Annotated in this window: 36 protein-coding genes; 30 read left to right on the top strand and 6 right to left on the bottom strand. The window is 50.1% G+C overall.

The window, feature by feature from the left end; genetic code table 11:
• Nucleotides 1-12: 12 nt before the first annotated feature.
• The 24 genes from rpsC to E2L00_RS20990 all read left to right on the top strand — a co-directional run bounded on the left by rpsC (nucleotide 13) and on the right by E2L00_RS20990 (nucleotide 11,488).
• Entirely contained in the window at nucleotides 13-714 is a 702-nt protein-coding gene (gene rpsC, locus E2L00_RS21105; protein WP_000529945.1) for a 30S ribosomal protein S3, read from the top strand.
• Between the two features lie 11 nt (nucleotides 715-725).
• Nucleotides 726-1,136 (top strand): 50S ribosomal protein L16, encoded by a 411-nt coding sequence (rplP, locus tag E2L00_RS21100; RefSeq protein ID WP_008927134.1) that lies wholly within the window; start codon nucleotides 726-728, stop codon nucleotides 1,134-1,136.
• Entirely contained in the window at nucleotides 1,136-1,327 is a 192-nt protein-coding gene (gene rpmC, locus E2L00_RS21095; RefSeq protein ID WP_008457158.1) for a 50S ribosomal protein L29, read from the top strand. The genes rplP and rpmC overlap by 1 nt, the downstream gene beginning before the upstream one ends.
• Entirely contained in the window at nucleotides 1,327-1,581 is a 255-nt protein-coding gene (gene rpsQ, locus E2L00_RS21090; RefSeq protein ID WP_058914299.1) for a 30S ribosomal protein S17, read from the top strand. Before rpmC ends, rpsQ begins: the two co-directional genes overlap by 1 nt.
• Nucleotides 1,582-1,747: 166 nt before the next feature.
• Nucleotides 1,748-2,119 carry a 50S ribosomal protein L14 gene (gene rplN / locus E2L00_RS21085; protein WP_008457164.1) on the top strand — a complete coding sequence of 124 codons (372 nt, stop codon included), beginning with the start codon at nucleotides 1,748-1,750 and terminating at the stop codon, nucleotides 2,117-2,119.
• A 10-nt stretch (nucleotides 2,120-2,129) separates the two neighbouring features.
• Nucleotides 2,130-2,444: a 50S ribosomal protein L24 gene (gene rplX, locus E2L00_RS21080; RefSeq protein ID WP_041142967.1), complete on the top strand. Its 315-nt coding sequence runs from the start codon at nucleotides 2,130-2,132 to the stop codon at nucleotides 2,442-2,444.
• A 14-nt stretch (nucleotides 2,445-2,458) separates the two neighbouring features.
• Entirely contained in the window at nucleotides 2,459-2,998 is a 540-nt protein-coding gene (gene rplE / locus E2L00_RS21075; RefSeq protein ID WP_121264433.1) for a 50S ribosomal protein L5, read from the top strand.
• A gap of 13 nt (nucleotides 2,999-3,011) precedes the next feature.
• The gene (gene rpsN, locus E2L00_RS21070) at nucleotides 3,012-3,317 is read left to right on the top strand and encodes a 30S ribosomal protein S14 (RefSeq protein ID WP_121264437.1); all 306 of its coding nucleotides are present in this window, start codon (nucleotides 3,012-3,014) and stop codon (nucleotides 3,315-3,317) included.
• Nucleotides 3,318-3,350: 33 nt separating this feature from the next.
• Nucleotides 3,351-3,743, top strand: a complete 393-nt coding sequence (gene rpsH / locus E2L00_RS21065; RefSeq protein WP_167615000.1) for a 30S ribosomal protein S8 — start codon at nucleotides 3,351-3,353, stop codon at nucleotides 3,741-3,743.
• 13 nt (nucleotides 3,744-3,756) lie between these two features.
• Nucleotides 3,757-4,290, top strand: coding sequence for a 50S ribosomal protein L6 (gene rplF / locus E2L00_RS21060; protein WP_167614998.1), 534 nt, complete (start codon nucleotides 3,757-3,759; stop codon nucleotides 4,288-4,290).
• A 9-nt stretch (nucleotides 4,291-4,299) separates the two neighbouring features.
• Nucleotides 4,300-4,653 carry a 50S ribosomal protein L18 gene (gene rplR / locus E2L00_RS21055; protein ID WP_121264444.1) on the top strand — a complete coding sequence of 118 codons (354 nt, stop codon included), beginning with the start codon at nucleotides 4,300-4,302 and terminating at the stop codon, nucleotides 4,651-4,653.
• 14 nt (nucleotides 4,654-4,667) lie between these two features.
• Nucleotides 4,668-5,168, top strand: a complete 501-nt coding sequence (gene rpsE, locus E2L00_RS21050; protein ID WP_121264447.1) for a 30S ribosomal protein S5 — start codon at nucleotides 4,668-4,670, stop codon at nucleotides 5,166-5,168.
• Between the two features lie 6 nt (nucleotides 5,169-5,174).
• Nucleotides 5,175-5,354: a 50S ribosomal protein L30 gene (gene rpmD / locus E2L00_RS21045; RefSeq protein WP_004846568.1), complete on the top strand. Its 180-nt coding sequence runs from the start codon at nucleotides 5,175-5,177 to the stop codon at nucleotides 5,352-5,354.
• A 3-nt stretch (nucleotides 5,355-5,357) separates the two neighbouring features.
• Nucleotides 5,358-5,792, top strand: a complete 435-nt coding sequence (gene rplO, locus E2L00_RS21040) for a 50S ribosomal protein L15 (RefSeq protein WP_167614996.1) — start codon at nucleotides 5,358-5,360, stop codon at nucleotides 5,790-5,792.
• Between the two features lie 7 nt (nucleotides 5,793-5,799).
• Nucleotides 5,800-7,131 carry a preprotein translocase subunit SecY gene (gene secY / locus E2L00_RS21035; RefSeq protein WP_121264453.1) on the top strand — a complete coding sequence of 444 codons (1,332 nt, stop codon included), beginning with the start codon at nucleotides 5,800-5,802 and terminating at the stop codon, nucleotides 7,129-7,131.
• A 30-nt stretch (nucleotides 7,132-7,161) separates the two neighbouring features.
• Complete coding sequence (gene rpmJ, locus E2L00_RS21030; protein ID WP_000868187.1) at nucleotides 7,162-7,278, top strand: 50S ribosomal protein L36; 117 nt, start codon at nucleotides 7,162-7,164, stop codon at nucleotides 7,276-7,278.
• 146 nt (nucleotides 7,279-7,424) lie between these two features.
• A complete protein-coding gene (gene rpsM, locus E2L00_RS21025) occupies nucleotides 7,425-7,781 on the top strand; it encodes a 30S ribosomal protein S13 (RefSeq protein ID WP_121264456.1) in 357 nt (118 codons plus the stop codon).
• A gap of 16 nt (nucleotides 7,782-7,797) precedes the next feature.
• Nucleotides 7,798-8,187 carry a 30S ribosomal protein S11 gene (gene rpsK / locus E2L00_RS21020; protein ID WP_004138423.1) on the top strand — a complete coding sequence of 130 codons (390 nt, stop codon included), beginning with the start codon at nucleotides 7,798-7,800 and terminating at the stop codon, nucleotides 8,185-8,187.
• A 33-nt stretch (nucleotides 8,188-8,220) separates the two neighbouring features.
• Nucleotides 8,221-8,841 carry a 30S ribosomal protein S4 gene (rpsD, locus tag E2L00_RS21015; RefSeq protein WP_167614994.1) on the top strand — a complete coding sequence of 207 codons (621 nt, stop codon included), beginning with the start codon at nucleotides 8,221-8,223 and terminating at the stop codon, nucleotides 8,839-8,841.
• A gap of 25 nt (nucleotides 8,842-8,866) precedes the next feature.
• Nucleotides 8,867-9,856, top strand: a complete 990-nt coding sequence (locus E2L00_RS21010) for a DNA-directed RNA polymerase subunit alpha (RefSeq protein ID WP_002438685.1) — start codon at nucleotides 8,867-8,869, stop codon at nucleotides 9,854-9,856.
• A 40-nt stretch (nucleotides 9,857-9,896) separates the two neighbouring features.
• Complete coding sequence (rplQ, locus tag E2L00_RS21005; protein WP_039898879.1) at nucleotides 9,897-10,283, top strand: 50S ribosomal protein L17; 387 nt, start codon at nucleotides 9,897-9,899, stop codon at nucleotides 10,281-10,283.
• Between the two features lie 112 nt (nucleotides 10,284-10,395).
• Entirely contained in the window at nucleotides 10,396-10,761 is a 366-nt protein-coding gene (locus E2L00_RS21000; RefSeq protein WP_167614991.1) for a DnaJ family domain-containing protein, read from the top strand.
• A 3-nt stretch (nucleotides 10,762-10,764) separates the two neighbouring features.
• The gene (gene zntR / locus E2L00_RS20995) at nucleotides 10,765-11,181 is read left to right on the top strand and encodes a Zn(2+)-responsive transcriptional regulator (protein WP_167614989.1); all 417 of its coding nucleotides are present in this window, start codon (nucleotides 10,765-10,767) and stop codon (nucleotides 11,179-11,181) included.
• Nucleotides 11,182-11,245: 64 nt separating this feature from the next.
• Entirely contained in the window at nucleotides 11,246-11,488 is a 243-nt protein-coding gene (locus E2L00_RS20990; protein ID WP_167614987.1) for an alternative ribosome-rescue factor A, read from the top strand.
• Here E2L00_RS20990 and mscL read toward each other — a convergent pair.
• The 5 genes from mscL to def form a co-directional block, all read right to left on the bottom strand.
• The gene (mscL, locus tag E2L00_RS20985; RefSeq protein WP_167614985.1) at nucleotides 11,463-11,876 is read right to left on the bottom strand and encodes a large-conductance mechanosensitive channel protein MscL; all 414 of its coding nucleotides are present in this window, start codon (nucleotides 11,874-11,876) and stop codon (nucleotides 11,463-11,465) included. The genes E2L00_RS20990 and mscL overlap by 26 nt on opposite strands.
• 158 nt (nucleotides 11,877-12,034) lie before the next feature.
• The gene (gene trkA / locus E2L00_RS20980; RefSeq protein ID WP_167614983.1) at nucleotides 12,035-13,411 is read right to left on the bottom strand and encodes a Trk system potassium transporter TrkA; all 1,377 of its coding nucleotides are present in this window, start codon (nucleotides 13,409-13,411) and stop codon (nucleotides 12,035-12,037) included.
• 49 nt (nucleotides 13,412-13,460) lie between these two features.
• A complete protein-coding gene (rsmB, locus tag E2L00_RS20975) occupies nucleotides 13,461-14,750 on the bottom strand; it encodes a 16S rRNA (cytosine(967)-C(5))-methyltransferase RsmB (protein ID WP_167615018.1) in 1,290 nt (429 codons plus the stop codon).
• A 72-nt stretch (nucleotides 14,751-14,822) separates the two neighbouring features.
• Nucleotides 14,823-15,770, bottom strand: a complete 948-nt coding sequence (fmt, locus tag E2L00_RS20970; RefSeq protein ID WP_167614981.1) for a methionyl-tRNA formyltransferase — start codon at nucleotides 15,768-15,770, stop codon at nucleotides 14,823-14,825.
• 14 nt (nucleotides 15,771-15,784) lie between these two features.
• The gene (def, locus tag E2L00_RS20965; protein ID WP_167614979.1) at nucleotides 15,785-16,294 is read right to left on the bottom strand and encodes a peptide deformylase; all 510 of its coding nucleotides are present in this window, start codon (nucleotides 16,292-16,294) and stop codon (nucleotides 15,785-15,787) included.
• A gap of 128 nt (nucleotides 16,295-16,422) precedes the next feature.
• Here def and dprA point away from each other — a divergent pair, with 128 nt between their 5' ends.
• From dprA to E2L00_RS20935, 6 genes are read left to right on the top strand one after another with little or no spacing between them, the layout of a single operon-like run.
• Nucleotides 16,423-17,547: a DNA-protecting protein DprA gene (gene dprA, locus E2L00_RS20960; protein WP_167615016.1), complete on the top strand. Its 1,125-nt coding sequence runs from the start codon at nucleotides 16,423-16,425 to the stop codon at nucleotides 17,545-17,547.
• The gene (gene smg / locus E2L00_RS20955; protein WP_167614977.1) at nucleotides 17,519-17,992 is read left to right on the top strand and encodes a DUF494 family protein Smg; all 474 of its coding nucleotides are present in this window, start codon (nucleotides 17,519-17,521) and stop codon (nucleotides 17,990-17,992) included. The genes dprA and smg overlap by 29 nt, the downstream gene beginning before the upstream one ends.
• A 23-nt stretch (nucleotides 17,993-18,015) precedes the next feature.
• Nucleotides 18,016-18,558: a DNA topoisomerase family protein gene (locus tag E2L00_RS20950; protein WP_167614975.1), complete on the top strand. Its 543-nt coding sequence runs from the start codon at nucleotides 18,016-18,018 to the stop codon at nucleotides 18,556-18,558.
• 4 nt (nucleotides 18,559-18,562) lie between these two features.
• Nucleotides 18,563-19,135 carry an L-threonylcarbamoyladenylate synthase type 1 TsaC gene (gene tsaC / locus E2L00_RS20945; RefSeq protein WP_167614973.1) on the top strand — a complete coding sequence of 191 codons (573 nt, stop codon included), beginning with the start codon at nucleotides 18,563-18,565 and terminating at the stop codon, nucleotides 19,133-19,135.
• Nucleotides 19,136-19,138: 3 nt separating this feature from the next.
• Nucleotides 19,139-19,957 carry a shikimate dehydrogenase gene (aroE, locus tag E2L00_RS20940; RefSeq protein ID WP_167614971.1) on the top strand — a complete coding sequence of 273 codons (819 nt, stop codon included), beginning with the start codon at nucleotides 19,139-19,141 and terminating at the stop codon, nucleotides 19,955-19,957.
• Nucleotides 19,954-20,211: a DUF1488 family protein gene (locus E2L00_RS20935; protein WP_167614969.1), complete on the top strand. Its 258-nt coding sequence runs from the start codon at nucleotides 19,954-19,956 to the stop codon at nucleotides 20,209-20,211. Before aroE ends, E2L00_RS20935 begins: the two co-directional genes overlap by 4 nt.
• Here the strand turns inward: E2L00_RS20935 and E2L00_RS20930 are convergent.
• Entirely contained in the window at nucleotides 20,187-20,741 is a 555-nt protein-coding gene (locus tag E2L00_RS20930; RefSeq protein ID WP_167614967.1) for a gamma carbonic anhydrase family protein, read from the bottom strand. The genes E2L00_RS20935 and E2L00_RS20930 overlap by 25 nt on opposite strands.
• Between the last annotated feature and the right edge of the window lie 469 nt (nucleotides 20,742-21,210).

Below are 21,210 nucleotides of genomic sequence, written 5' to 3'. Positions count from 1 at the left end.
TGGAGACTAGCAATGGGTCAGAAAGTACATCCTAATGGTATTCGCCTGGGTATTGTAAAACCATGGAACTCTACCTGGTTTGCGAACACCAAAGAATTCGCTGACAACCTGGACAGCGATTTTAAAGTTCGTCAGTACCTGACAAAGGAACTGGCGAAGGCGTCTGTATCTCGTATCGTTATTGAGCGTCCAGCTAAGAGCATCCGTGTGACTATTCACACTGCTCGTCCTGGCATCGTTATCGGTAAGAAAGGCGAAGACGTAGAAAAACTGCGCAAGGTCGTAGCGGATATCGCTGGCGTTCCTGCACAGATCAATATCGCCGAAGTTCGTAAGCCTGAACTGGACGCAAAACTGGTTGCTGACAGCATTACTTCTCAGCTGGAACGTCGTGTTATGTTCCGTCGTGCTATGAAGCGTGCTGTACAGAATGCCATGCGTCTGGGCGCGAAAGGTATCAAAGTTGAAGTTAGCGGCCGTCTGGGCGGCGCCGAGATCGCACGTACCGAATGGTACCGTGAAGGTCGCGTGCCATTGCACACACTGCGTGCTGACATCGACTATAACACCTCTGAAGCGCACACCACTTATGGTGTAATTGGCGTTAAAGTGTGGATCTTCAAAGGTGAGATCCTGGGTGGGATGGCTGCTGTTGAACAACCGGAAAAACCGGCTGCTCAACCTAAAAAGCAGCAGCGTAAAGGCCGTAAGTAAGGAGAGTCGCTGTGTTACAACCAAAGCGTACAAAATTCCGTAAAGTGCACAAAGGCCGCAACCGTGGTCTGGCTGCAGGTACGGATGTTAGCTTCGGCACTTTCGGTCTGAAAGCTGTTGGCCGTGGTCGTCTGACTGCACGTCAGATCGAAGCAGCACGTCGTGCCATGACACGTGCAGTTAAGCGTCAGGGTAAGATCTGGATCCGTGTATTCCCGGATAAACCAATCACCGAGAAGCCGCTTGAAGTGCGTATGGGTAAAGGTAAAGGTAACGTGGAGTATTGGGTTGCCTTGATCCAGCCAGGTAAAGTCCTGTATGAAATGGACGGCGTACCTGAAGAGCTGGCCCGTGAAGCCTTCAAGCTGGCAGCAGCGAAACTGCCGATTAAAACCACCTTTGTAACTAAGACGGTGATGTAATGAAAGCAAAAGAGCTGCGTGAAAAGAGTGTTGAAGAGCTGAACACCGAGCTGCTGAACTTGCTGCGCGAGCAGTTCAACCTGCGTATGCAAGCGGCGAGTGGCCAGCTGCAACAGACTCACCTGCTGAAGCAAGTGCGTCGTGACGTTGCACGTGTTAAGACTTTACTGACTCAGAAGGCGGGTGCGTAATGACCGATAAAATCCGTACTCTGCAAGGTCGTGTTGTTAGTGACAAGATGCAGAAATCCATCGTTGTTGCTATCGAACGTTTTGTGAAACACCCAATTTACGGGAAATTCATCAAGCGTACGACCAAACTGCACGTACATGACGAGAACAACGAATGTGGTATCGGTGACGTGGTTGAAATCCGCGAATGCCGTCCACTGTCCAAGACTAAGTCCTGGACGCTGGTTCGCGTTGTAGAGAAAGCGGTTCTGTAATACAGTAAGCCTTCTCAATACAAATAAACGGCTCAGCAGTGAGCCGTTTATTTTTTCTACCCTTATTCAGGAACCGGTGTTATAATGCCGCGCCCTCGTTTATGGGGCTTTTTACGACCTAAAAATTAGGTCCCGAAGTAGTAGTTGACATTAGCGGAGCACTGAAATGATCCAAGAACAGACTATGCTGACCGTGGCCGACAACTCCGGCGCGCGTCGCGTAATGTGTATCAAGGTTCTGGGTGGCTCGCACCGTCGCTACGCAGGCGTCGGCGACATCATCAAAATTACCATCAAGGAAGCAATTCCTCGCGGTAAGGTGAAGAAAGGCGATGTGCTGAAAGCGGTAGTGGTGCGCACCAAGAAGGGCGTTCGTCGCCCGGACGGTTCTGTCATTCGCTTCGATGGTAATGCATGCGTTATTTTAAATAATAACAGCGAGCAGCCAATCGGCACGCGTATTTTTGGGCCGGTAACTCGTGAACTGCGTAATGAGAAGTTCATGAAAATTATCTCTCTGGCACCAGAAGTACTCTAAGGAGCGAATCATGGCAGCTAAAATCCGTCGTGATGACGAAGTTATCGTGTTAACCGGTAAAGATAAAGGTAAGCGCGGTAAAGTTAAGAATGTCTTGTCTTCCGGCAAGCTCATCGTTGAAGGCATCAACCTGGTTAAGAAACATCAGAAGCCGGTTCCGGCCCTGAACCAGCCAGGTGGCATCGTTGAAAAAGAAGCTGCAATTCAGGTTTCTAACGTTGCTCTCTTCAATGCGGCAACCGGCAAGGCTGACCGTGTAGGCTTTAGATTCGAAGACGGCAAAAAAGTCCGTTTCTTCAAGTCTAACAGCGAAACTATCAAGTAATTTGGAGTAGTACGATGGCGAAACTGCATGATTACTACAAAGACGAAGTAGTTAAAAAACTCATGTCTGAGTTTAGCTACAATTCTGTCATGCAAGTCCCTCGGGTCGAGAAGATCACCCTGAATATGGGTGTTGGTGAAGCGATCGCTGACAAGAAACTGCTGGATAACGCAGCAGCTGACCTGACAGCAATCTCCGGTCAAAAACCGTTGATCACCAAAGCACGCAAATCTGTTGCAGGCTTCAAAATCCGTCAGGGCTATCCGATCGGCTGTAAAGTAACTCTGCGTGGCGAACGCATGTGGGAGTTCCTTGAGCGCCTGATCTCCATTGCTGTACCACGTATTCGTGACTTCCGTGGCTTGTCCGCTAAGTCATTCGATGGCCGTGGTAACTACAGCATGGGTGTCCGTGAGCAGATCATCTTCCCAGAAATCGACTATGACAAAGTCGATCGCGTTCGTGGTTTGGATATTACCATTACCACTACTGCGAAATCTGATGATGAAGGCCGTGCTCTGCTGGCTGCCTTTAACTTCCCATTCCGCAAGTAAGGTAGGGTTACTAATGGCTAAGCAATCCATGAAAGCACGCGAAGTCGTTCGCGTAAAACTGGCTGACAAATACCGCGCTAAACGCGAGGAATTGAAAGCTATTATCTCTGGTGTGAACTCATCCGACGAAGAACGTTGGGATGCAGTTCTTAAGCTGCAGTCCCTGCCGCGTGATTCCAGCCCGTCTCGTCAGCGTAATCGCTGCCGTCAAACTGGTCGTCCGCACGCTTTCCTGCGGAAGTTCGGGTTGAGCCGTATTAAGGTCCGTGAAGCCGCTATGCGCGGTGAAATTCCGGGTCTTAAGAAGGCTAGCTGGTAATTGTCACCAATTGAATCACGGGAGTAAAGACAGATGAGCATGCAAGATCCGATCGCGGATATGCTGACCCGTATCCGTAACGGTCAAGCCGCGAATAAAGTTGCGGTCACCATGCCTTCCTCCAGGCTGAAATTGGCAATTGCCAACGTGCTGAAAGAAGAAGGCTATATTGAAGATTTTAAAATTGAAGGCGACACTAAGCCTGAACTGGAACTGACTCTTAAGTATTTCCAGGGCAAGGCGGTGGTAGAGAGCATTCAGCGAGTCAGCCGCCCAGGCCTGCGCATCTATAAGAAAAAAGATGAGCTGCCTAAAGTTATGGCCGGTATGGGTATTGCTGTCGTTTCTACCTCTAAAGGTGTTATGACTGATCGTGCAGCGCGCCAGGCTGGTCTTGGTGGCGAAATTATCTGCTACGTAGCCTAATTGGAGGAATAAAATGTCTCGTGTTGCTAAAGCACCGGTCGTTATTCCTGCTGGCGTAGAGGTAAAACTCAACGGTCAGGTTATTTCGATCAAAGGTAAGAACGGCGAGCTGACTCGTACTATCAACGATGCTGTTGAAGTTAATCACGCTGATAATGCTCTGTCTTTCGCTCCGCGCGAAGGCTTTGCAAACGCGTGGGCCCAGGCGGGTACCACTCGTGCGTTATTAAATGCAATGGTTGTCGGTGTTACCGAAGGCTTCACTAAGAAGCTGCAGCTGGTTGGTGTAGGTTATCGTGCGGCTGTTAAAGGCGACGTGGTGAATTTAGCCCTGGGCTTCTCTCACCCTGTTGAGCATAAGCTGCCAGCGGGTATCACTGCTGAATGTCCGACTCAAACTGAAATCGTGCTGAAAGGCGCTGATAAACAGGCGATCGGCCAAGTAGCTGCTGACCTGCGTGCCTACCGTCGTCCTGAGCCATATAAAGGCAAGGGTGTTCGTTACGCCGACGAAGTCGTGCGTACCAAAGAGGCTAAGAAGAAGTAAGGTAACACTATGGATAAGAAATCTGCTCGTATCCGTCGTGCGACCCGCGCACGTCACAAGCTTAAAGAACTGGGTGCGACTCGTCTGGTGGTACATCGTACCCCGCGTCACATTTACGCACAGGTTATCGCACCAAACGGTTCAGAAGTCCTGGTAGCTGCATCTACTGTAGAGAAAGCTATCGCTGAGCCACTGAAGTACACTGGGAACAAAGACGCCGCTGCAGCTGTGGGTAAAGCTGTTGCAGAGCGCGCACTGGAAAAAGGCATCACCGTTGTTGCTTTTGACCGTGCTGGTTTCCAATATCATGGTCGTGTCCAGGCACTGGCAGATGCTGCCCGTGATGCTGGCCTTCAGTTCTAAGGTAGAGGTGTAAGATGGCTCACATCGAAAAACAAGCTGGCGAACTGCAGGAAAAGCTGATCGCGGTAAATCGCGTATCTAAAACCGTTAAAGGTGGTCGTATTTTCTCCTTCACTGCTCTGACAGTGGTTGGCGATGGTAACGGTCGCATTGGTTTTGGTTACGGTAAAGCGCGTGAAGTTCCAGCAGCGATCCAGAAAGCGATGGAAAAAGCCCGTCGCAACATGATTAACGTCGCGCTGAACCACGGCACCCTGCAGCACCCTGTTAAAGGTGTGCACACAGGTTCTCGTGTGTTCATGCAGCCGGCTTCCGAAGGTACCGGTATCATCGCCGGTGGTGCAATGCGCGCCGTTCTGGAAGTCGCTGGAGTACATAACGTTCTGGCTAAAGCATATGGTTCCACCAACCCGATTAACGTGGTTCGTGCAACTATTGATGGCCTGGCGAATATGAAATCTCCGGAAATGGTCGCTGCCAAGCGTGGTAAATCCGTTGAAGAAATTCTGGGGTAATTGACCATGGCAAAGACTATTAAAATTACACAAACCCGCAGTGCAATCGGTCGTCTGCCGAAACACAAGGCAACGCTGCTTGGCCTGGGTCTGCGTCGTATTGGCCACACCGTGGAGCGCGAGGATACTCCTGCTGTACGTGGTATGGTCAACGCGGTTTCCTACATGGTTAAAGTTGAGGAGTAAGAGATGCGTTTAAATACTCTGTCTCCAGCCGAAGGGTCTAAGCACGCTTCCAAGCGTCTGGGTCGTGGTATCGGTTCTGGTCTCGGCAAAACCGGCGGTCGTGGTCACAAAGGTCAGAACTCTCGTTCTGGCGGTGGCGTACGTCGTGGGTTCGAAGGTGGCCAGATGCCGTTGTACCGTCGTCTGCCGAAATTCGGTTTCACCTCTCGCAAAGCAATGATCACCGCAGAGATTCGTCTGTCCGATCTGGCGAAAGTTGAAGGCGACGTAGTTGACCTGAACACGCTGAAAGCAGCAAACATTATCGGTATTCAGATTGAGTTCGCGAAAGTGATCCTGTCTGGCGAGGTCTCTCGTCCGGTAACTGTTAGCGGCCTGCGTGTCACCAAAGGCGCTCGTGCTGCTATCGAAGCTGCTGGCGGTAAAATCGAGGAATAAGTAGCAGATGGCAAAGCAACCGGGATTAGATTTTCAAAGTGCTAAAGGTGGGCTTGGCGAGCTGAAACGCAGACTGATGTTTGTTATCGGTGCGCTGATTGTGTTCCGCATTGGCTCTTTTATTCCGATCCCTGGTATTGATGCCGCTGTACTTGCCAAACTGCTTGAACAACAGCGAGGCACTATCATTGAAATGTTTAACATGTTCTCTGGTGGTGCTCTCAGCCGTGCTTCTATCTTTGCATTGGGTATCATGCCGTACATTTCGGCATCGATCATTATCCAGCTGCTAACGGTGGTTCATCCAGCGTTAGCAGAGTTAAAGAAAGAAGGGGAGTCTGGTCGTCGTAAGATCAGCCAGTACACCCGCTACGGCACTCTGGTGTTGGCAATATTCCAGTCAATCGGTATTGCTACCGGTTTACCGAATATGCCTGGTATGCAAGGCCTGGTGTTAAACCCAAGCTTTGCATTCTATTTCACCGCTGTTGTGAGTCTTGTCACCGGAACGATGTTCCTTATGTGGCTTGGCGAACAGATTACTGAACGTGGTATCGGCAACGGTATCTCAATCATAATCTTCGCGGGTATCGTTGCGGGTTTACCGCCGGCCATTGGCCATACCATCGAACAAGCGCGGCAAGGCGACCTGCACTTCCTCCTGTTGCTGTTGGTTGCAGTATTAGTATTCGCAGTGACCTTCTTCGTTGTTTTTGTTGAGCGTGGCCAACGCCGCATTGTGGTAAACTACGCTAAACGTCAACAGGGTCGTCGTGTCTATGCTGCGCAGAGCACGCATTTACCGCTGAAAGTGAACATGGCAGGGGTTATCCCGGCGATCTTTGCTTCCAGTATTATTCTGTTCCCGGCGACCATCGCGTCATGGTTCGGGGGCGGTACCGGTTGGAACTGGCTGACAACAATTTCGCTGTATTTGCAGCCTGGGCAACCGCTTTATGTGTTACTCTATGCGTCTGCAATCATCTTCTTCTGTTTCTTCTATACGGCGTTGGTTTTCAACCCGCGTGAAACAGCAGATAACCTGAAGAAGTCCGGTGCATTTGTACCAGGAATTCGTCCGGGAGAACAAACGGCGAAGTATATTGATAAAGTAATGACACGCCTGACTCTGGTTGGTGCGCTCTACATTACCTTTATCTGCCTAATCCCGGAGTTCATGCGTGATGCGATGAAAGTGCCGTTCTACTTCGGTGGGACCTCACTACTTATTGTCGTCGTGGTCATCATGGACTTTATGGCTCAAGTGCAAACTCTGATGATGTCCAGTCAGTATGAGTCTGCATTGAAGAAAGCGAATCTGAAAGGCTACGGCCGTTAATCGTCGCTTGAGAAGTTACGGAGAGTAAAAATGAAAGTTCGTGCTTCCGTCAAGAAATTATGTCGTAACTGCAAAATCGTTAAGCGTGACGGTGTTATTCGCGTGATTTGCAGCGCCGAGCCGAAGCATAAACAGCGTCAAGGCTGATTATCTCGCATATTTTTCTTGCAAAGTTGGGTTGAGCTGGCTAGATTAGCCAGCCAATCTTTTGTATGTCTATGCGTTTCCATTTGAGTATCCTGAAAACGGGCTTTTCGGTATGGGGCGCATAATCAAAATAGTAGGAGTGCATAGTGGCCCGTATAGCAGGCATTAACATTCCTGATCAGAAACATGCCGTAATCGCATTGACTTCGATTTACGGTGTCGGCAAGACTCGCTCTAAGGCTATTTGTGCCTCTGCGGGTATCGCTGAAGATGTTAAGATCAGTGAGCTGTCTGAAGAACAAATCGACACGCTGCGTGACGAAGTTGCCAAATTTGTCGTTGAAGGTGATCTGCGCCGTGAAGTGAGCATGAGCATCAAGCGTCTGATGGACCTTGGTTGCTATCGCGGTTTGCGTCATCGTCGTGGTCTTCCAGTACGCGGTCAGCGTACCAAGACCAACGCCCGTACCCGTAAGGGTCCGCGCAAACCGATCAAGAAATAATCGGGGTGATTGAATAATGGCAAAGGCACCAGTTCGTGCACGTAAGCGTGTAAGAAAACAAGTCTCTGACGGCGTGGCTCATGTCCATGCTTCTTTCAACAACACAATCGTTACTATTACCGATCGTCAGGGTAACGCTTTGGGTTGGGCAACTGCCGGTGGTTCCGGTTTCCGTGGTTCTCGCAAATCTACTCCGTTCGCAGCTCAGGTTGCAGCAGAGCGTTGCGCAGAAGCCGTGAAAGAATACGGTATCAAGAACCTGGAAGTTATGGTTAAGGGACCGGGTCCGGGTCGCGAATCTACTATTCGTGCTCTGAACGCCGCTGGTTTCCGCATCACTAATATTACTGATGTGACTCCGATCCCTCACAACGGTTGTCGTCCGCCGAAAAAACGTCGCGTATAACGCCCGTTTTTTTAGGAATGTTGGAGAAAGAAAATGGCAAGATATTTGGGTCCTAAGCTCAAGCTGAGCCGTCGTGAGGGCACAGACTTATTCCTTAAGTCTGGCGTTCGCGCGATCGATACCAAGTGTAAAATTGAACAAGCTCCTGGCCAGCACGGTGCGCGTAAACCGCGTCTGTCTGACTATGGTGTGCAGTTGCGTGAAAAGCAAAAAGTTCGCCGTACCTACGGTGTGCTGGAGCGTCAGTTCCGTAACTACTATAAAGAAGCAGCTCGTCTGAAAGGCAACACCGGTGAAAACCTGTTGACTCTGCTGGAAGGTCGTCTGGACAACGTTGTTTACCGTATGGGCTTTGGCGCTACTCGTGCAGAAGCACGCCAGCTGGTTAGCCACAAGTCAGTAATGGTAAATGGTCGTGTTGTTAACATCGCTTCTTATCAGGTAACTCCGAATGACGTAGTCAGCATCCGTGAGAAAGCCAAAAAGCAATCTCGCGTGAAGGCCGCTCTGGAGCTGGCTGAGCAGCGTGAAAAGCCAACCTGGCTGGAAGTTGATGCTGCCAAGATGGAAGGTCTGTTCAAGCGTAAGCCTGAGCGTACCGATCTGTCTGCGGACATTAACGAACACCTGATCGTCGAGCTTTACTCCAAGTAAAGCTTAGTACCAAAGAGAGGACACAATGCAGGGTTCTGTGACAGAGTTTCTAAAACCGCGCCTGGTAGATATCGAGCAAGTGAGTTCGACGCACGCCAAGGTGACCCTTGAGCCTTTAGAGCGTGGCTTTGGCCATACTCTTGGTAACGCACTGCGCCGTATTCTGCTTTCGTCTATGCCGGGTTGCGCGGTGACTGAGGTTGAGATTGATGGTGTACTACATGAGTACAGCACCAAAGAAGGCGTTCAGGAAGATATCCTGGAAATCCTGCTCAACCTGAAAGGGCTGGCGGTGAGAGTTCAAGGCAAAGATGAAGTTATTCTTACCCTGAATAAATCTGGCATTGGCCCTGTGACTGCAGCCGACATCACTCATGATGGTGATGTCGAAATCGTCAAGCCGCAGCACGTGATCTGCCACCTGACCGATGAGAACGCATCTATTAGTATGCGTATCAAAGTTCAGCGCGGTCGCGGTTATGTGCCGGCCTCTGCCCGAATTCATTCGGAAGAAGATGAGCGCCCAATCGGCCGTCTGCTGGTCGACGCCTGCTACAGCCCTGTAGAGCGTATTGCCTACAATGTTGAAGCCGCGCGTGTTGAACAGCGTACCGACCTGGACAAGCTGGTCATCGAAATGGAAACCAATGGCACAATCGATCCTGAAGAGGCGATTCGTCGTGCGGCAACCATCCTGGCTGAACAACTTGAAGCTTTCGTTGATTTACGTGATGTACGTCAGCCGGAAGTTAAAGAAGAGAAACCAGAATTCGATCCGATCTTGCTGCGCCCTGTTGACGATCTGGAATTGACTGTCCGCTCTGCTAACTGCCTTAAGGCAGAAGCTATCCACTATATCGGTGATCTGGTACAGCGTACTGAGGTTGAGCTGCTTAAAACGCCTAACCTTGGTAAAAAATCTCTTACTGAGATTAAAGACGTGCTGGCTTCCCGTGGACTGTCTCTGGGCATGCGCCTGGAAAACTGGCCACCGGCAAGCATCGCTGACGAGTAACCGGATCACAGGTTAAGGTTTTACTGAGAAGGATAAGGTCATGCGCCATCGTAAGAGTGGTCGTCAACTGAACCGCAACAGCAGCCATCGCCAGGCTATGTTCCGCAATATGGCAGGTTCACTGGTTCGTCATGAAATCATCAAGACGACCCTGCCTAAAGCGAAAGAGCTGCGTCGCGTAGTTGAGCCGCTGATTACTCTTGCCAAGACTGATAGCGTTGCTAATCGTCGTCTGGCATTCGCCCGTACTCGTGATAACGAGATCGTGGCAAAACTGTTTAATGAACTGGGTCCGCGTTTTGCGAGCCGTACAGGTGGTTACACTCGTATTCTGAAGTGTGGCTTCCGTGCTGGTGACAATGCTCCGATGGCTTACATCGAGCTGGTTGATCGCGCCGAGTCTCAAACAGAAGCTGCTGCAGAGTAATCTGTAGTAACGTAGAAAAACCGGGCTTGCCCGGTTTTTTTATATCTGTCATTCCCTTCCCGCAAGATTCCGTCGTATCCTTGATTTAATTCTAGCCAGATGTTGAACGCTTATGTGGTTACTCGATCAGTGGGCTGAACGCCATATTGTTGACGCTCAGCGTAAAGGTGAGTTCGATAGACTCCCGGGTTCCGGACGCCCGCTCGTGCTTGATGATGATTCCCATATCCCGGCAGAATTGCGCACAGCTTTCCGCCTTTTAAAAAATGGCGGTTGCCTGCCGCCAGAACTTCAGCAGCGCAAAGATGCTATCGAGCTTAGCGATCTGCTCAGAACCATCCATCAGGCTCACCCGGATTATCCCGCTATCAGTAAAAAATTAATGCTGCTTGAATTAAAGCTACAGCAGGCTGGGTTAAGCACGGATTTCCTGCACGGGGAATACGCAGACTCGTTGCTTCATAAAATAGAGGAATAATTGATGTATCGCATTGGAGAACTGGCCAGGCTGGCAGATGTTACCCCTGATACCATTCGTTATTACGAAAAGCAGCAGCTGATGGATTATGAGGCAAGAACCGAGGGCGGTTTCCGACTCTACGGTGAAACCGATCTTCAACGCCTTAAGTTTATCCGCTATGCCAAGCAGCTAGGCTTTACGCTTGAAAGCATTCGTGAGCTGTTATCGATCCGAATCGATCCTGAACATCATACCTGCCAGGAATCAAAAGGCATTGTTCAAAGCCGCTTACAGGAAGTTGAGTCAAAAATTAGCGAGCTGGAACATATGCGTAAGTCTCTACAGCGGCTCAATGATGCATGCTGTGGCAGCGCGCACAGTAGCGTTTATTGCTCTATTCTTGAAGCGCTGGAGCAGGGTGCGAGCCGGAAAAAATAGCTATTGCAGTAAGTTATGCGCAGGCATAGAATCTCGCCGTTATTTTAATCAATCTGGAGTTTTTATGAGCCACTATCAGCATAAAAAAGGGGTTATCAAAGATAACGCTATTGAAGCTTTATTATATGACCCACTGTTTCGACAGAGAGTTGAACAGAATAAAAAAGGGAAAGGCAGCTATCAGCGTAATGCAAAACATGGCAAGCGTGGCAACTGGGAGGCCAGTGGCAAACAAGCAAAGCGCTTTTTTACCACTGGCCTTCCGCTTTTAACAGGCAGAATTAAATCCGTTCATTCTGCTGTTTAAGCAGATCGCGGATTTCGCTCAGCAGTACTTCTTCTTTGGTTGGAGCAGGTGCTTCTTCCGGCTCTTCTTTCTTCTTACGGTTAAGTTTGTTGATCAGCTTTATCGCCACGAAAATAGCGAAAGCGACAATCAGAAAATCAAACACGTTCTGAATAAATACACCGTAGTGCATCACTACCGCCGGCACATCACCCACTGCCGGACGTAGCGTCAGAGCAAACTGTTTAAAATCAATTCCGCCAATCAGGAGCCCGAGCGGCGGCATAATAATATCCGCAACCAGAGACGACACAATTTTCCCGAATGCGGCACCAATAATGACACCCACCGCCAAATCAACGACGTTACCGCGCATTGCGAACTCGCGGAACTCTTTTAACATACTCATTTTTATCTCCTTGAACCGACTGACGTTAACAAGTCTAACAAATGATCCCCTGTTTTCCATTAATTGGCGGATAAGATGCAACAACTAATGCCTTAATTTAAAAGTGGTTTTAAGGTATGAAATAAAAAAACGGGCGATAAAATTACCGCCCGTGTAGATCAGAGGAAGAAGGGGCTTGGCTGGAACAGACGCTCAACATCGCTGACAAATTTCTTATCCGTCAGGAACATAATCACATGATCGCCTTGTTCAATACGCAGATTGTCATTAGCAATCATGACATCATTACCACGAACTACCGCACCAATGATGGTGCCCGGCGGCAGTTTAATCTCATCAATTACGCGTCCAACAACCCTGGATGTACTTTCATCACCGTGAGCCACGGCTTCGATAGCTTCCGCAACGCCACGGCGTAAAGAAGAAACGCTGACGATATCCGCTTTACGCACATGGCCTAAAAGAGCCGAGATTGTCGCCTGCTGGGGTGAAATGGCGATATCAATAACGCTGCCCTGAACCAAATCGACATAAGCACGACGCTGAATCAGCACCATTACTTTTTTGGCACCCATTCGCTTTGCCAGCATCGCAGACATGATATTCGCTTCATCATCGTTGGTAACGGCAATAAACAGGTCAACCTGCTCAATATGCTCTTCGGCCAGCAGTTCCTGATCGGAAGCGTCCCCGTAAAAGACGATGGTATTTTGCAGCATTTCAGCCAATTCTGCTGCACGCTGCGGATCGCGTTCGATAAGCTTCACGCTGTAGTCTTTTTCAAGCCGTTGAGCCAGACCCGCTCCGATGTTGCCGCCGCCGACAAGCATGATTCGCTTATAGGGCTTTTCGAGCCTTTGCAGTTCACTCATCACCGCACGAATATTTTGCGACGCCGCAATAAAGAATACTTCGTCGCCTGCCTCCACGATGGTTGAACCCTGTGGCCGAATCGGATGATCATGACGGAAAATCGCAGCAACACGTGTTTCAATGTGCGGCATATGTTCACGCATGGTCGATAGCGCATTTCCCACCAGTGGCCCGCCGTAATAGGCTTTGACTACGGCCAGGCTGACTTTACCTTCAGCGAAATTAACCACCTGCAGCGCGCCAGGATATTCAATCAGACGATAGATATTGTCGATAACCAACTGTTCAGGCGCGATAAGATGATCGATGGGTACCGCTTCGGCATTAAACAGACGTTCTGCGTCGCGAACATAATCCGGTGCACGGATACGTGCTATACGATTCGGCGTATTAAACAGTGAATACGCAACCTGGCAGGCAATCATGTTAGTTTCATCGGAGCTGGTGACGGCTACAAGCATATCGGCATCATCTGCCCCTGCTTCACGCAAAACACGAGGATGTGAGCCGTGACCCTGCACAACGCGAAGATCAAATTTATCCTGCAGGCTGCGCAGGCGATCCTGATTCGTATCCACAACGGTAATATCGTTGTTTTCACCAGCCAGGTTTTCGGCCAGGGTACCGCCAACCTGGCCGGCACCCAAAATGATTATTTTCATTATTTATAGCTTCATTGATGATGAAACTGACGACTCAGTGAGGCTTGAGTCAGTTTTTAATAAGCTTAGCGTAAAAGAAGCCGTCACCTTCCTGGTCCGCAGGCAAATTCTGGATACCAGGCTGTTCTGGCGTGCCTGTTACCACAAGTTTTGCTTCCGGATGACGCGCAAGGAAGGCGGCGATTTGCTGGCTGTTCTCTTCAGGCAAAATGGAGCAGGTTGCATAAAGCAGCGTGCCGCCTGGTTTCAGATGCGGCCAGATAGCTTCCAGAATCTCTTTCTGCAGCTCTGCCAGCTCAGCTATATCCCCGTCACGACGCAGCCATTTAATATCCGGATGACGGCGGATTACGCCAGTAGCCGAGCATGGAGCATCCAGCAAAATTCGGTCAAACAGCTGTTTACCGCACCATTGAGAAGGGAAACGACCATCGCCTTGTTTCACTTCTGCATTCATACCGAGGCGCTGGAGATTTTCGTGTACGCGCTTAAGACGCTGTGGATCGACATCTATCGCCATGACCTTAGCACCAGGCGCGGCTTCCAGAATATGTGTCGTTTTCCCGCCGGGAGCCGCACATAAATCGAGGATCGCTTCACCATCCTGCGGATCAAGCAGATCGACGCAACCCTGAGCAGAGGCATCCTGCACGGTGACCCAACCCCGATCAAAGCCCGGTAAGGCGTAAACCGGCGCAGGCGTATCCAGGCGCACGGCATCGCGATATTGCAAATGCGCATGACCTTCCAGCCCGGCCTCTTCTAATAGCCTGAGCCACTCATCATGCGTGTGGTGCTGGCGATTAACGCGCAGCCACATTGGTGGACGCTGATTGTTAGCCTCAATGATATTTTGCCACTGGCCTGGGTAAGCTTTCTTGATGCGTTGTATCAGCCAGGAAGGATGAAGGAAACGGCTTTCATGTTTTGCCGCTTCGGCCATCAGCTCTTCCTGCTGGCGCTGGAATTGACGCAGGACGCCATTAATCAGTCCTTTCAGCGACTGGCGCTTGATAGCAACGGCACCTTCAACTGTTTCTGCTAATGCTGCATGAGGAGGAATGCGGGTATAAAGCAGCTGATAAAAACCTACCATGATCAAATAATGAATGGTGCGCTGCTTGCCGGTCATCGGACGGGACATCAGTTTACTCACCAGCCATTCAAGCTGCGGTAACGTACGTAACACGCCAAAGCACAGCTCCTGAAGTAGTGCTTTATCTTTATCAGCGACTTTTTGTTGCATCAAAGGCAGCACATTGCTCAGTGATTGTCCTTTTTCTACAACCTGTTCAACGGCCTGGGCTACCAGACTGCGAAGATTAAGAGATTTTTTCATAGCCACGCTCTGTTTTCCGGCGCTTAAAAACAAAAATGCCCGGGCTAACCCAGGCGTAAGAGAATTGTTGTTTCAGGCGAGTAATGCGCCTGGCTCGAACCATTCACGGCGCGAGTTCAGCAGATCCTGCGCTTTCATCGCTTTTTTTCCCGCAGGCTGCAGCTCTTCAAGATTTAAAATGCCGTCTGCGGTTGCAACCTGAATGCCCTGTTTATTGGCTTCGAGGATAGTTCCTGGTTCAGCGCTGTGTTGCTTATTAATAGCAGTGGCACGCCAGACTTTGACCGGCTGTTCGTCAATCTCAAACCAGCTCATCGGCCACGGATTAAATGCGCGAATGCAGCGCTCAAGCTGGACGGCCGAAAGCGACCAGTCAAGGTGTGCTTCTTCTTTGCTCAGTTTGTCGGCATAGGTCACCAGGGTTTCATCCTGAACTTCCGGCAAAGCCGTGCCTGACGCAAGCTGGCTTAACGTTTCCAGCAAACCCTGCGGACCAAGATCGGCAAGCTTGTTATAAAGGGTTGCGCTGGTGTCTTGCGGGCCGATATCACAGGCTAGTTTATAAAGCATATCACCTGTATCAAGGCCAACGTCCATTTGCATAATCGTGACGCCCGTTTGCGCATCCCCCGCCCACAAAGAACGTTGAATCGGCGCAGCGCCACGCCAGCGTGGAAGCAACGAGCCATGCACGTTAATACAGCCGAGGCGCGGCATATCAAGCACCGCTTTTGGCAGAATCAATCCATAGGCGACAACGACCATAACGTCTGCATTTAAATCGGCAACCAGCTGCTGATTTTCTACCGGGCGTAATGAGGCCGGTTGAAATACGGGAATTTCTTTGTCGCAGGCCAGTATTTTTACCGGGCTCGGCATTAGCTTCTTGCCGCGGCCTGCCGGGCGATCGGGCTGTGTGAACACGCCGACTACCTGATGTTCAGAAGATAACAGCGCGTCAAGGTGACGCGCTGCAAAATCGGGAGTACCGGCGAAAATAATACGCAGTGAATCTGACACCTTGAGTTCTGTCCTTAAGCTTTCGCTTTCAAACGGTCGAGTTTTTCAACTTTCTGACGAATACGCTGTTGCTTCAGTGGCGACAGATAATCGATAAACAGTTTACCGACCAGGTGATCCATTTCGTGCTGAATACAGATCGCCAGCAGGCCATCCGCTTCTAGTTCATAAGTATTACCTTCACGATCCAGTGCGCGAATCTTTATTTTCTCGGCACGGGGCACCAGGGCGCGCTGTTCCGGAATAGACAGGCAGCCTTCTTCGATACCGGTCTCGCCGCTTTTTTCCAGCAGTTCGGGGTTGATTAACACCAGCTGCTCGTCGCGATTTTCGGAAACATCAATAACGATAATGCGCTGATGAATGTCGACCTGGGTTGCCGCAAGGCCAATACCCTCTTCGTCATACATCGTGTCGAACATATCATCAACGATACGTTGGATTTCCGCATTCACTTCTTTGACCGGCGTAGCGACTTTGCGAAGACGCTCGTCCGGAATATGTAATACATGCAAAACTGCCATAAATATCCAGAGCTGTGTTCAGTAATAGAAAGGTTTCTTCTCTCTATTCTAGACATTTCCCCGGCTGATTGACAGCATCAGTGACCAATCGCAAGGATTGCTTTTACTGCCTGTGGCAGGGGGAAACAGTGTTGCCAACGGAGATTTGGTTGCGTCTGATGGCGGTTAATAGCCTGAGCGGCGACAGGTTGCTGGAAACAGCGCATTTACTGGAGTCAGGTTCTGATTGCAGCCCCGCATCGCTCGTAAAAGCTGGCTTATCCTCCCGGCAAATCGCACAGTTCATTGCTTGTAGCGAGCGAGAACTGGATGCGGCTTACCTCTGGCTTGAACAACCGGGTCATCATCTCCTGACGGTGAATAGCCCAAAGTACCCGGAGCAACTCCGTTCTATAGATTGTTTCCCCGCCGCGTTATTCGTTGCCGGTGATATTGACCTGCTCGCCAGCAGCCAGTTAGCCGTGGTCGGCAGTCGTAATCTCTCTTTTTATGGTGAAAGATGGTGCCGTATATTCTGTGAACCACTGGCGGCTGAAGGGCTGACAATAACCAGCGGTTTAGCGTTAGGCATTGATGCCGTCGCGCACCGGGCAGCATTGCGGGTTCATGGCAAAACTGTCGCTATATTAGGCAATGGTCTTGCGGATATTTATCCCAAACGCCACAGGCAACTTGCTGATAATATTCTGGAAAATGGCGGGACTATTGTTTCAGAATTTCCTCTGAAAACTGCCCCATGGCCAGGCAATTTTCCACGACGTAACCGCATCATAAGTGGCCTTAGTCGGGGCGTGTTTGTTGTCGAAGCCTCTGAAAAAAGCGGTTCGCTGGTCACCGCCAGATATGCTATTGAACAGGGAAGAGAAGTCTTCGCCCTGCCGGGGCCCGCAGGGAATCCGGGCAGCGAAGGCCCGCACTGGCTGATAAAACAAGGCGCTACGCTGGTAAGCGGTCCTTCAGACATACTTGATTATCTGGAAAGCGAGCTGCAATGGCTCTCCTTACCCCGCAAATCCTCAATATATTCACGTGATGAAGGGGAACACACATTGCCATTTCCTGAGCTGTTGGCTAACGTAGGAGATGAGGTTACACCTGTTGACGTCGTCGCTGAACGTGCCGGCCAACCTGTGCCAGAGACGGTAGCCCAATTGCTCGAACTGGAGTTAGCAGGATGGATCGCAGCTGTACCCGGCGGCTATGTCCGATTGAGGAGGGCATGCCATGTTCGACGTACTAATGTACTTATTTGAAACCTATATCCATAACGAAGCGGAAGTGCATGTTGATCAGGATAAATTGACGCGCGATCTCACCGATGCCGGTTTTGATCGCGAAGACATTTATAACGCATTGGTATGGCTGGAAAAGCTAGCTGACTATCAGGACGGCCTTACCGAGCCGATGCAATTAGCTGCCGATCCACTTTCCATGCGCATCTACACGGAAGAAGAAAGCCTGCGTCTGGATGCCTGCTGCCGGGGATTTTTACTTTTCCTTGAGCAGATTCAGGTGCTAAACCTCGAAACCCGTGAAATGGTGATTGAACGCGTGCTGGCGCTTGATACCGCCGAGTTTGAGCTGGAAGATTTAAAATGGGTGGTGTTGATGGTGCTGTTCAATATACCGGGCTGCGAAAACGCTTATCAACAAATGGAAGAATTACTCTTCGAAGTAAATGAAGGTATGCTGCATTAAAATTTTGTGCGGCATGAGATGTTATGACCAAATCAGCACTCTTCACGGTGCCTAAAAATGAACCCTGCCCCCAATGCGGGGCAGAGTTAGTCATTCGTTCCGGTAAAAACGGTCCTTTTCTTGGCTGTTCACATTATCCGGAATGCGATTATGTGCGTTCTTTAAAAGGCCAGTCAGACGGGCATATCGTCAAAGTGCTTGAAGGACAGCAGTGTCCAGAATGTCAGGCGACGCTGGTGCTGCGTCAGGGACGATTCGGTATGTTTATCGGCTGCAGTAACTATCCCGAGTGCGGACACACGGAAGTTATCGATAAGCCAGATGCGACGGCCATAACTTGTCCCCAGTGTCAGCAAGGGCAATTGGTTCAGCGCCGGTCGCGGTATGGCAAAACATTCTGGTCATGCGACCGTTACCCTGAATGCCAGTTCGTCATTAATTTCAAACCCATCGCAGGAATTTGTCCTGAATGCCGCTATCCGTTATTAATTGAAAAGAAAACGGCGCAGGGGATCAAATATCTGTGTGCCAGTAAACAATGTGGAAAGCCGGTCGCGGCGGAATAAAATTGTGAACAATAGTCTGCAACAAGGGCAGCTTGCGGAGATCGTGGCTGCCCTGAAAAATAACAAAGTCATCGCTTATCCAACCGAAGCCGTTTTTGGCGTCGGTTGCGATCCTGATAGCGAGCTTGCGGTATCCCGTTTGCTCACGCTAAAACAGCGGCCGGTAGATAAAGGCCTTATTCTGATCGCGGCAAGTTTTGAACAACTTAAACCTTACATTGATGAGCATGCGTTAACCGCAGCACAACGTGAGGCGGTATTTTCCCGCTGGCCAGGCCCGGTAACCTTTGTTTTTCCGGCCTTGCCTTCCACGCCTCGCTGGTTAACCGGACGCTTTGACTCTCTGGCCGTCAGGGTCACGGATCATCCACTGGTAAAAGCGCTCTGCCAGGAATACGGCAAACCGCTTGTCTCAACGAGCGCAAACCTGTCTGGTTTACCTCCGTGCCGCACCGCAGAAGAAGTGTTCCAGCAGTTTGGCGACGATTTTCCGCTACTGCATGGAGAAACCGGCGGCCGCCAGAATCCTTCTGAAATTCGCGATGCCTTAACCGGCGAACTCTTCCGCCAGGGGTAAATAATGGAAACTTTCGCCGTTTTCGGTAACCCGATTCAACACAGTAAATCACCGCAAATACATAAGCTGTTTGCTGAGCAACTCAAGATTGATCATCCTTACGGCCGGATCCTTGCTCCCATGGACGCATTCCTGGAATCCCTGGATTCTTTCTTTGACGCTGGTGGAAAAGGAGCAAACGTCACCATGCCATTTAAAGAGCAGGCATTTGCCCGCGCGGATGAGCTAACCGAACGTGCCGCACTGGCAGGCGCGGTGAATACGTTGAAGCGTCTGGAGGATGGCCGCCTGCTGGGCGACAATACTGACGGCATCGGTTTACTTAGCGACCTGGAACGTTTGTCGTTAGTAAAACCCGGCGATCGTATTCTGCTATCAGGCGCTGGCGGGGCGGCCAGAGGCGTATTGCTTCCTCTTCTGTCTCTGGACTGCGCGGTGACGATTACCAACCGTACTTTTACGCGGGCAGAAGAGCTGGCAAAACTGTTTAGCCATACCGGCAGCGTTCAGGCAGTTGCGCAGCAGAAGCTGGAGGGGCATGAATTTGATTTAATCATTAACGCCACTTCCAGCGGCGTTAACGGAGATATTCCCGCGATTCCGCCGTCCCTGCTGTCGCATAACGTATGCTGTTACGACATGTTCTATCAGTCAGGACTTACTCCTTTCCTGAGCTGGAGCGAGCAACATGGCGTGCAGCAGTATGCGGATGGGCTGGGAATGCTGGTAGGTCAGGCAGCGCATGCTTTCCTGTTATGGCATGGTGTGCTGCCAGATATTACGCCGGTAATCGAAAAGCTTCAGCAGGAGATGGCGGCGTGAATCAGGCGATCCAGTTTCCCGATCGTGAAGAATGGAGTGAGCGGCATCATGCAATTTGCTTTCCGGCGACGGTCAATGGCTTCCAGAGAACATGTGCAATCTCAGGAGAAAGCGTCGCCAACTGCTATGGGGGCGACGGTCGTCAGGACTGGCTTGTGCTGTTCCGGGCTCATCGATGGGATCTGGAAGAAGAAGTACAAGTTCTGATCCTTAATGAACGTGAAGACGATCAGGGCTGGTACTGGTTATCCTGAGCCAGGTATTCATCTTTCCAGCGCACATAGTTATTCGCGGAGTATTTAAGTCCTTCAAGCTCCGCATCTTTCAACGGACGGATTTGTTTAGCTGGACTTCCCAGATATAAATAGCCGCTTTCCAGTCGCTTGTTCTGGGGGACCAGGCTACCCGCTCCGATCATAACGTCATCTTCTACTATTACGCCATCCAGCAGAATTGATCCCATACCAACCAAAACACGGTTTCCTATAGTGCAGCCGTGAAGCATAACCTTATGCCCGACGGTTACCTCCTCGCCGATGATAAGTGGATTACCTTGCGGGTTATATGAAGATTTATGCGTGACGTGCAGAACGCAGCCATCCTGAATATTCGTCCGCGCGCCAATAGCCACATAGTTAACGTCGCCGCGAATCGCAACTAACGGCCAGATACTGACATCGTCGGCCAGACGGACGTCGCCAATCACTACGCTGGAAGGGTCCAGCATCACGCGTTGGCCTGTTTCAGGAAAGATTTTCTGGAAGGGGCGTAATACAGCAGTCATAACAACCTCTGAGAATTCATTGCGTAGATAAACTCTGGCTACTTTTTTGACCATTAGCAAGGGGGTAAACCGCTATAAAGGAGGAAGATCGGATAAGATCTCAGCGAAAAGGGTGAAAACTAAACACTTAAAAGAAAAGATCGAAAAAAGACTTGTGCAATAAATCGGGATCCCTATAATGCGCCTCCATCGACACGGAACATGTGAACAACATCACAGAGTAACGGCGGCGATGAGAGTTAAAAATCCTGAAATTCGGGGTTGACTCTGAAAGAGGAAAGCGTAATATACGCCACCTCGCAACAGCAGGCTGAGCCGCTGATTGCACCGCTCTTTAACAATTTATCAGACAATCTGTGTGGGCACTCGCAGGATTGATATCTCAGCATCTTCGGGTGCAAAAAAATATCAAGCCTTGAAGAGTGACCAGACAGTAATTCATTTAAGTGAATTATTTGAAAGTAATCTT

Source organism: Cedecea colo, from assembly GCF_011808225.1.
Classification (GTDB): Bacteria; Pseudomonadota; Gammaproteobacteria; order Enterobacterales; family Enterobacteriaceae; genus Dryocola; species Dryocola colo.
This window is presented reverse-complemented; position numbering and strand designations above follow the sequence as displayed.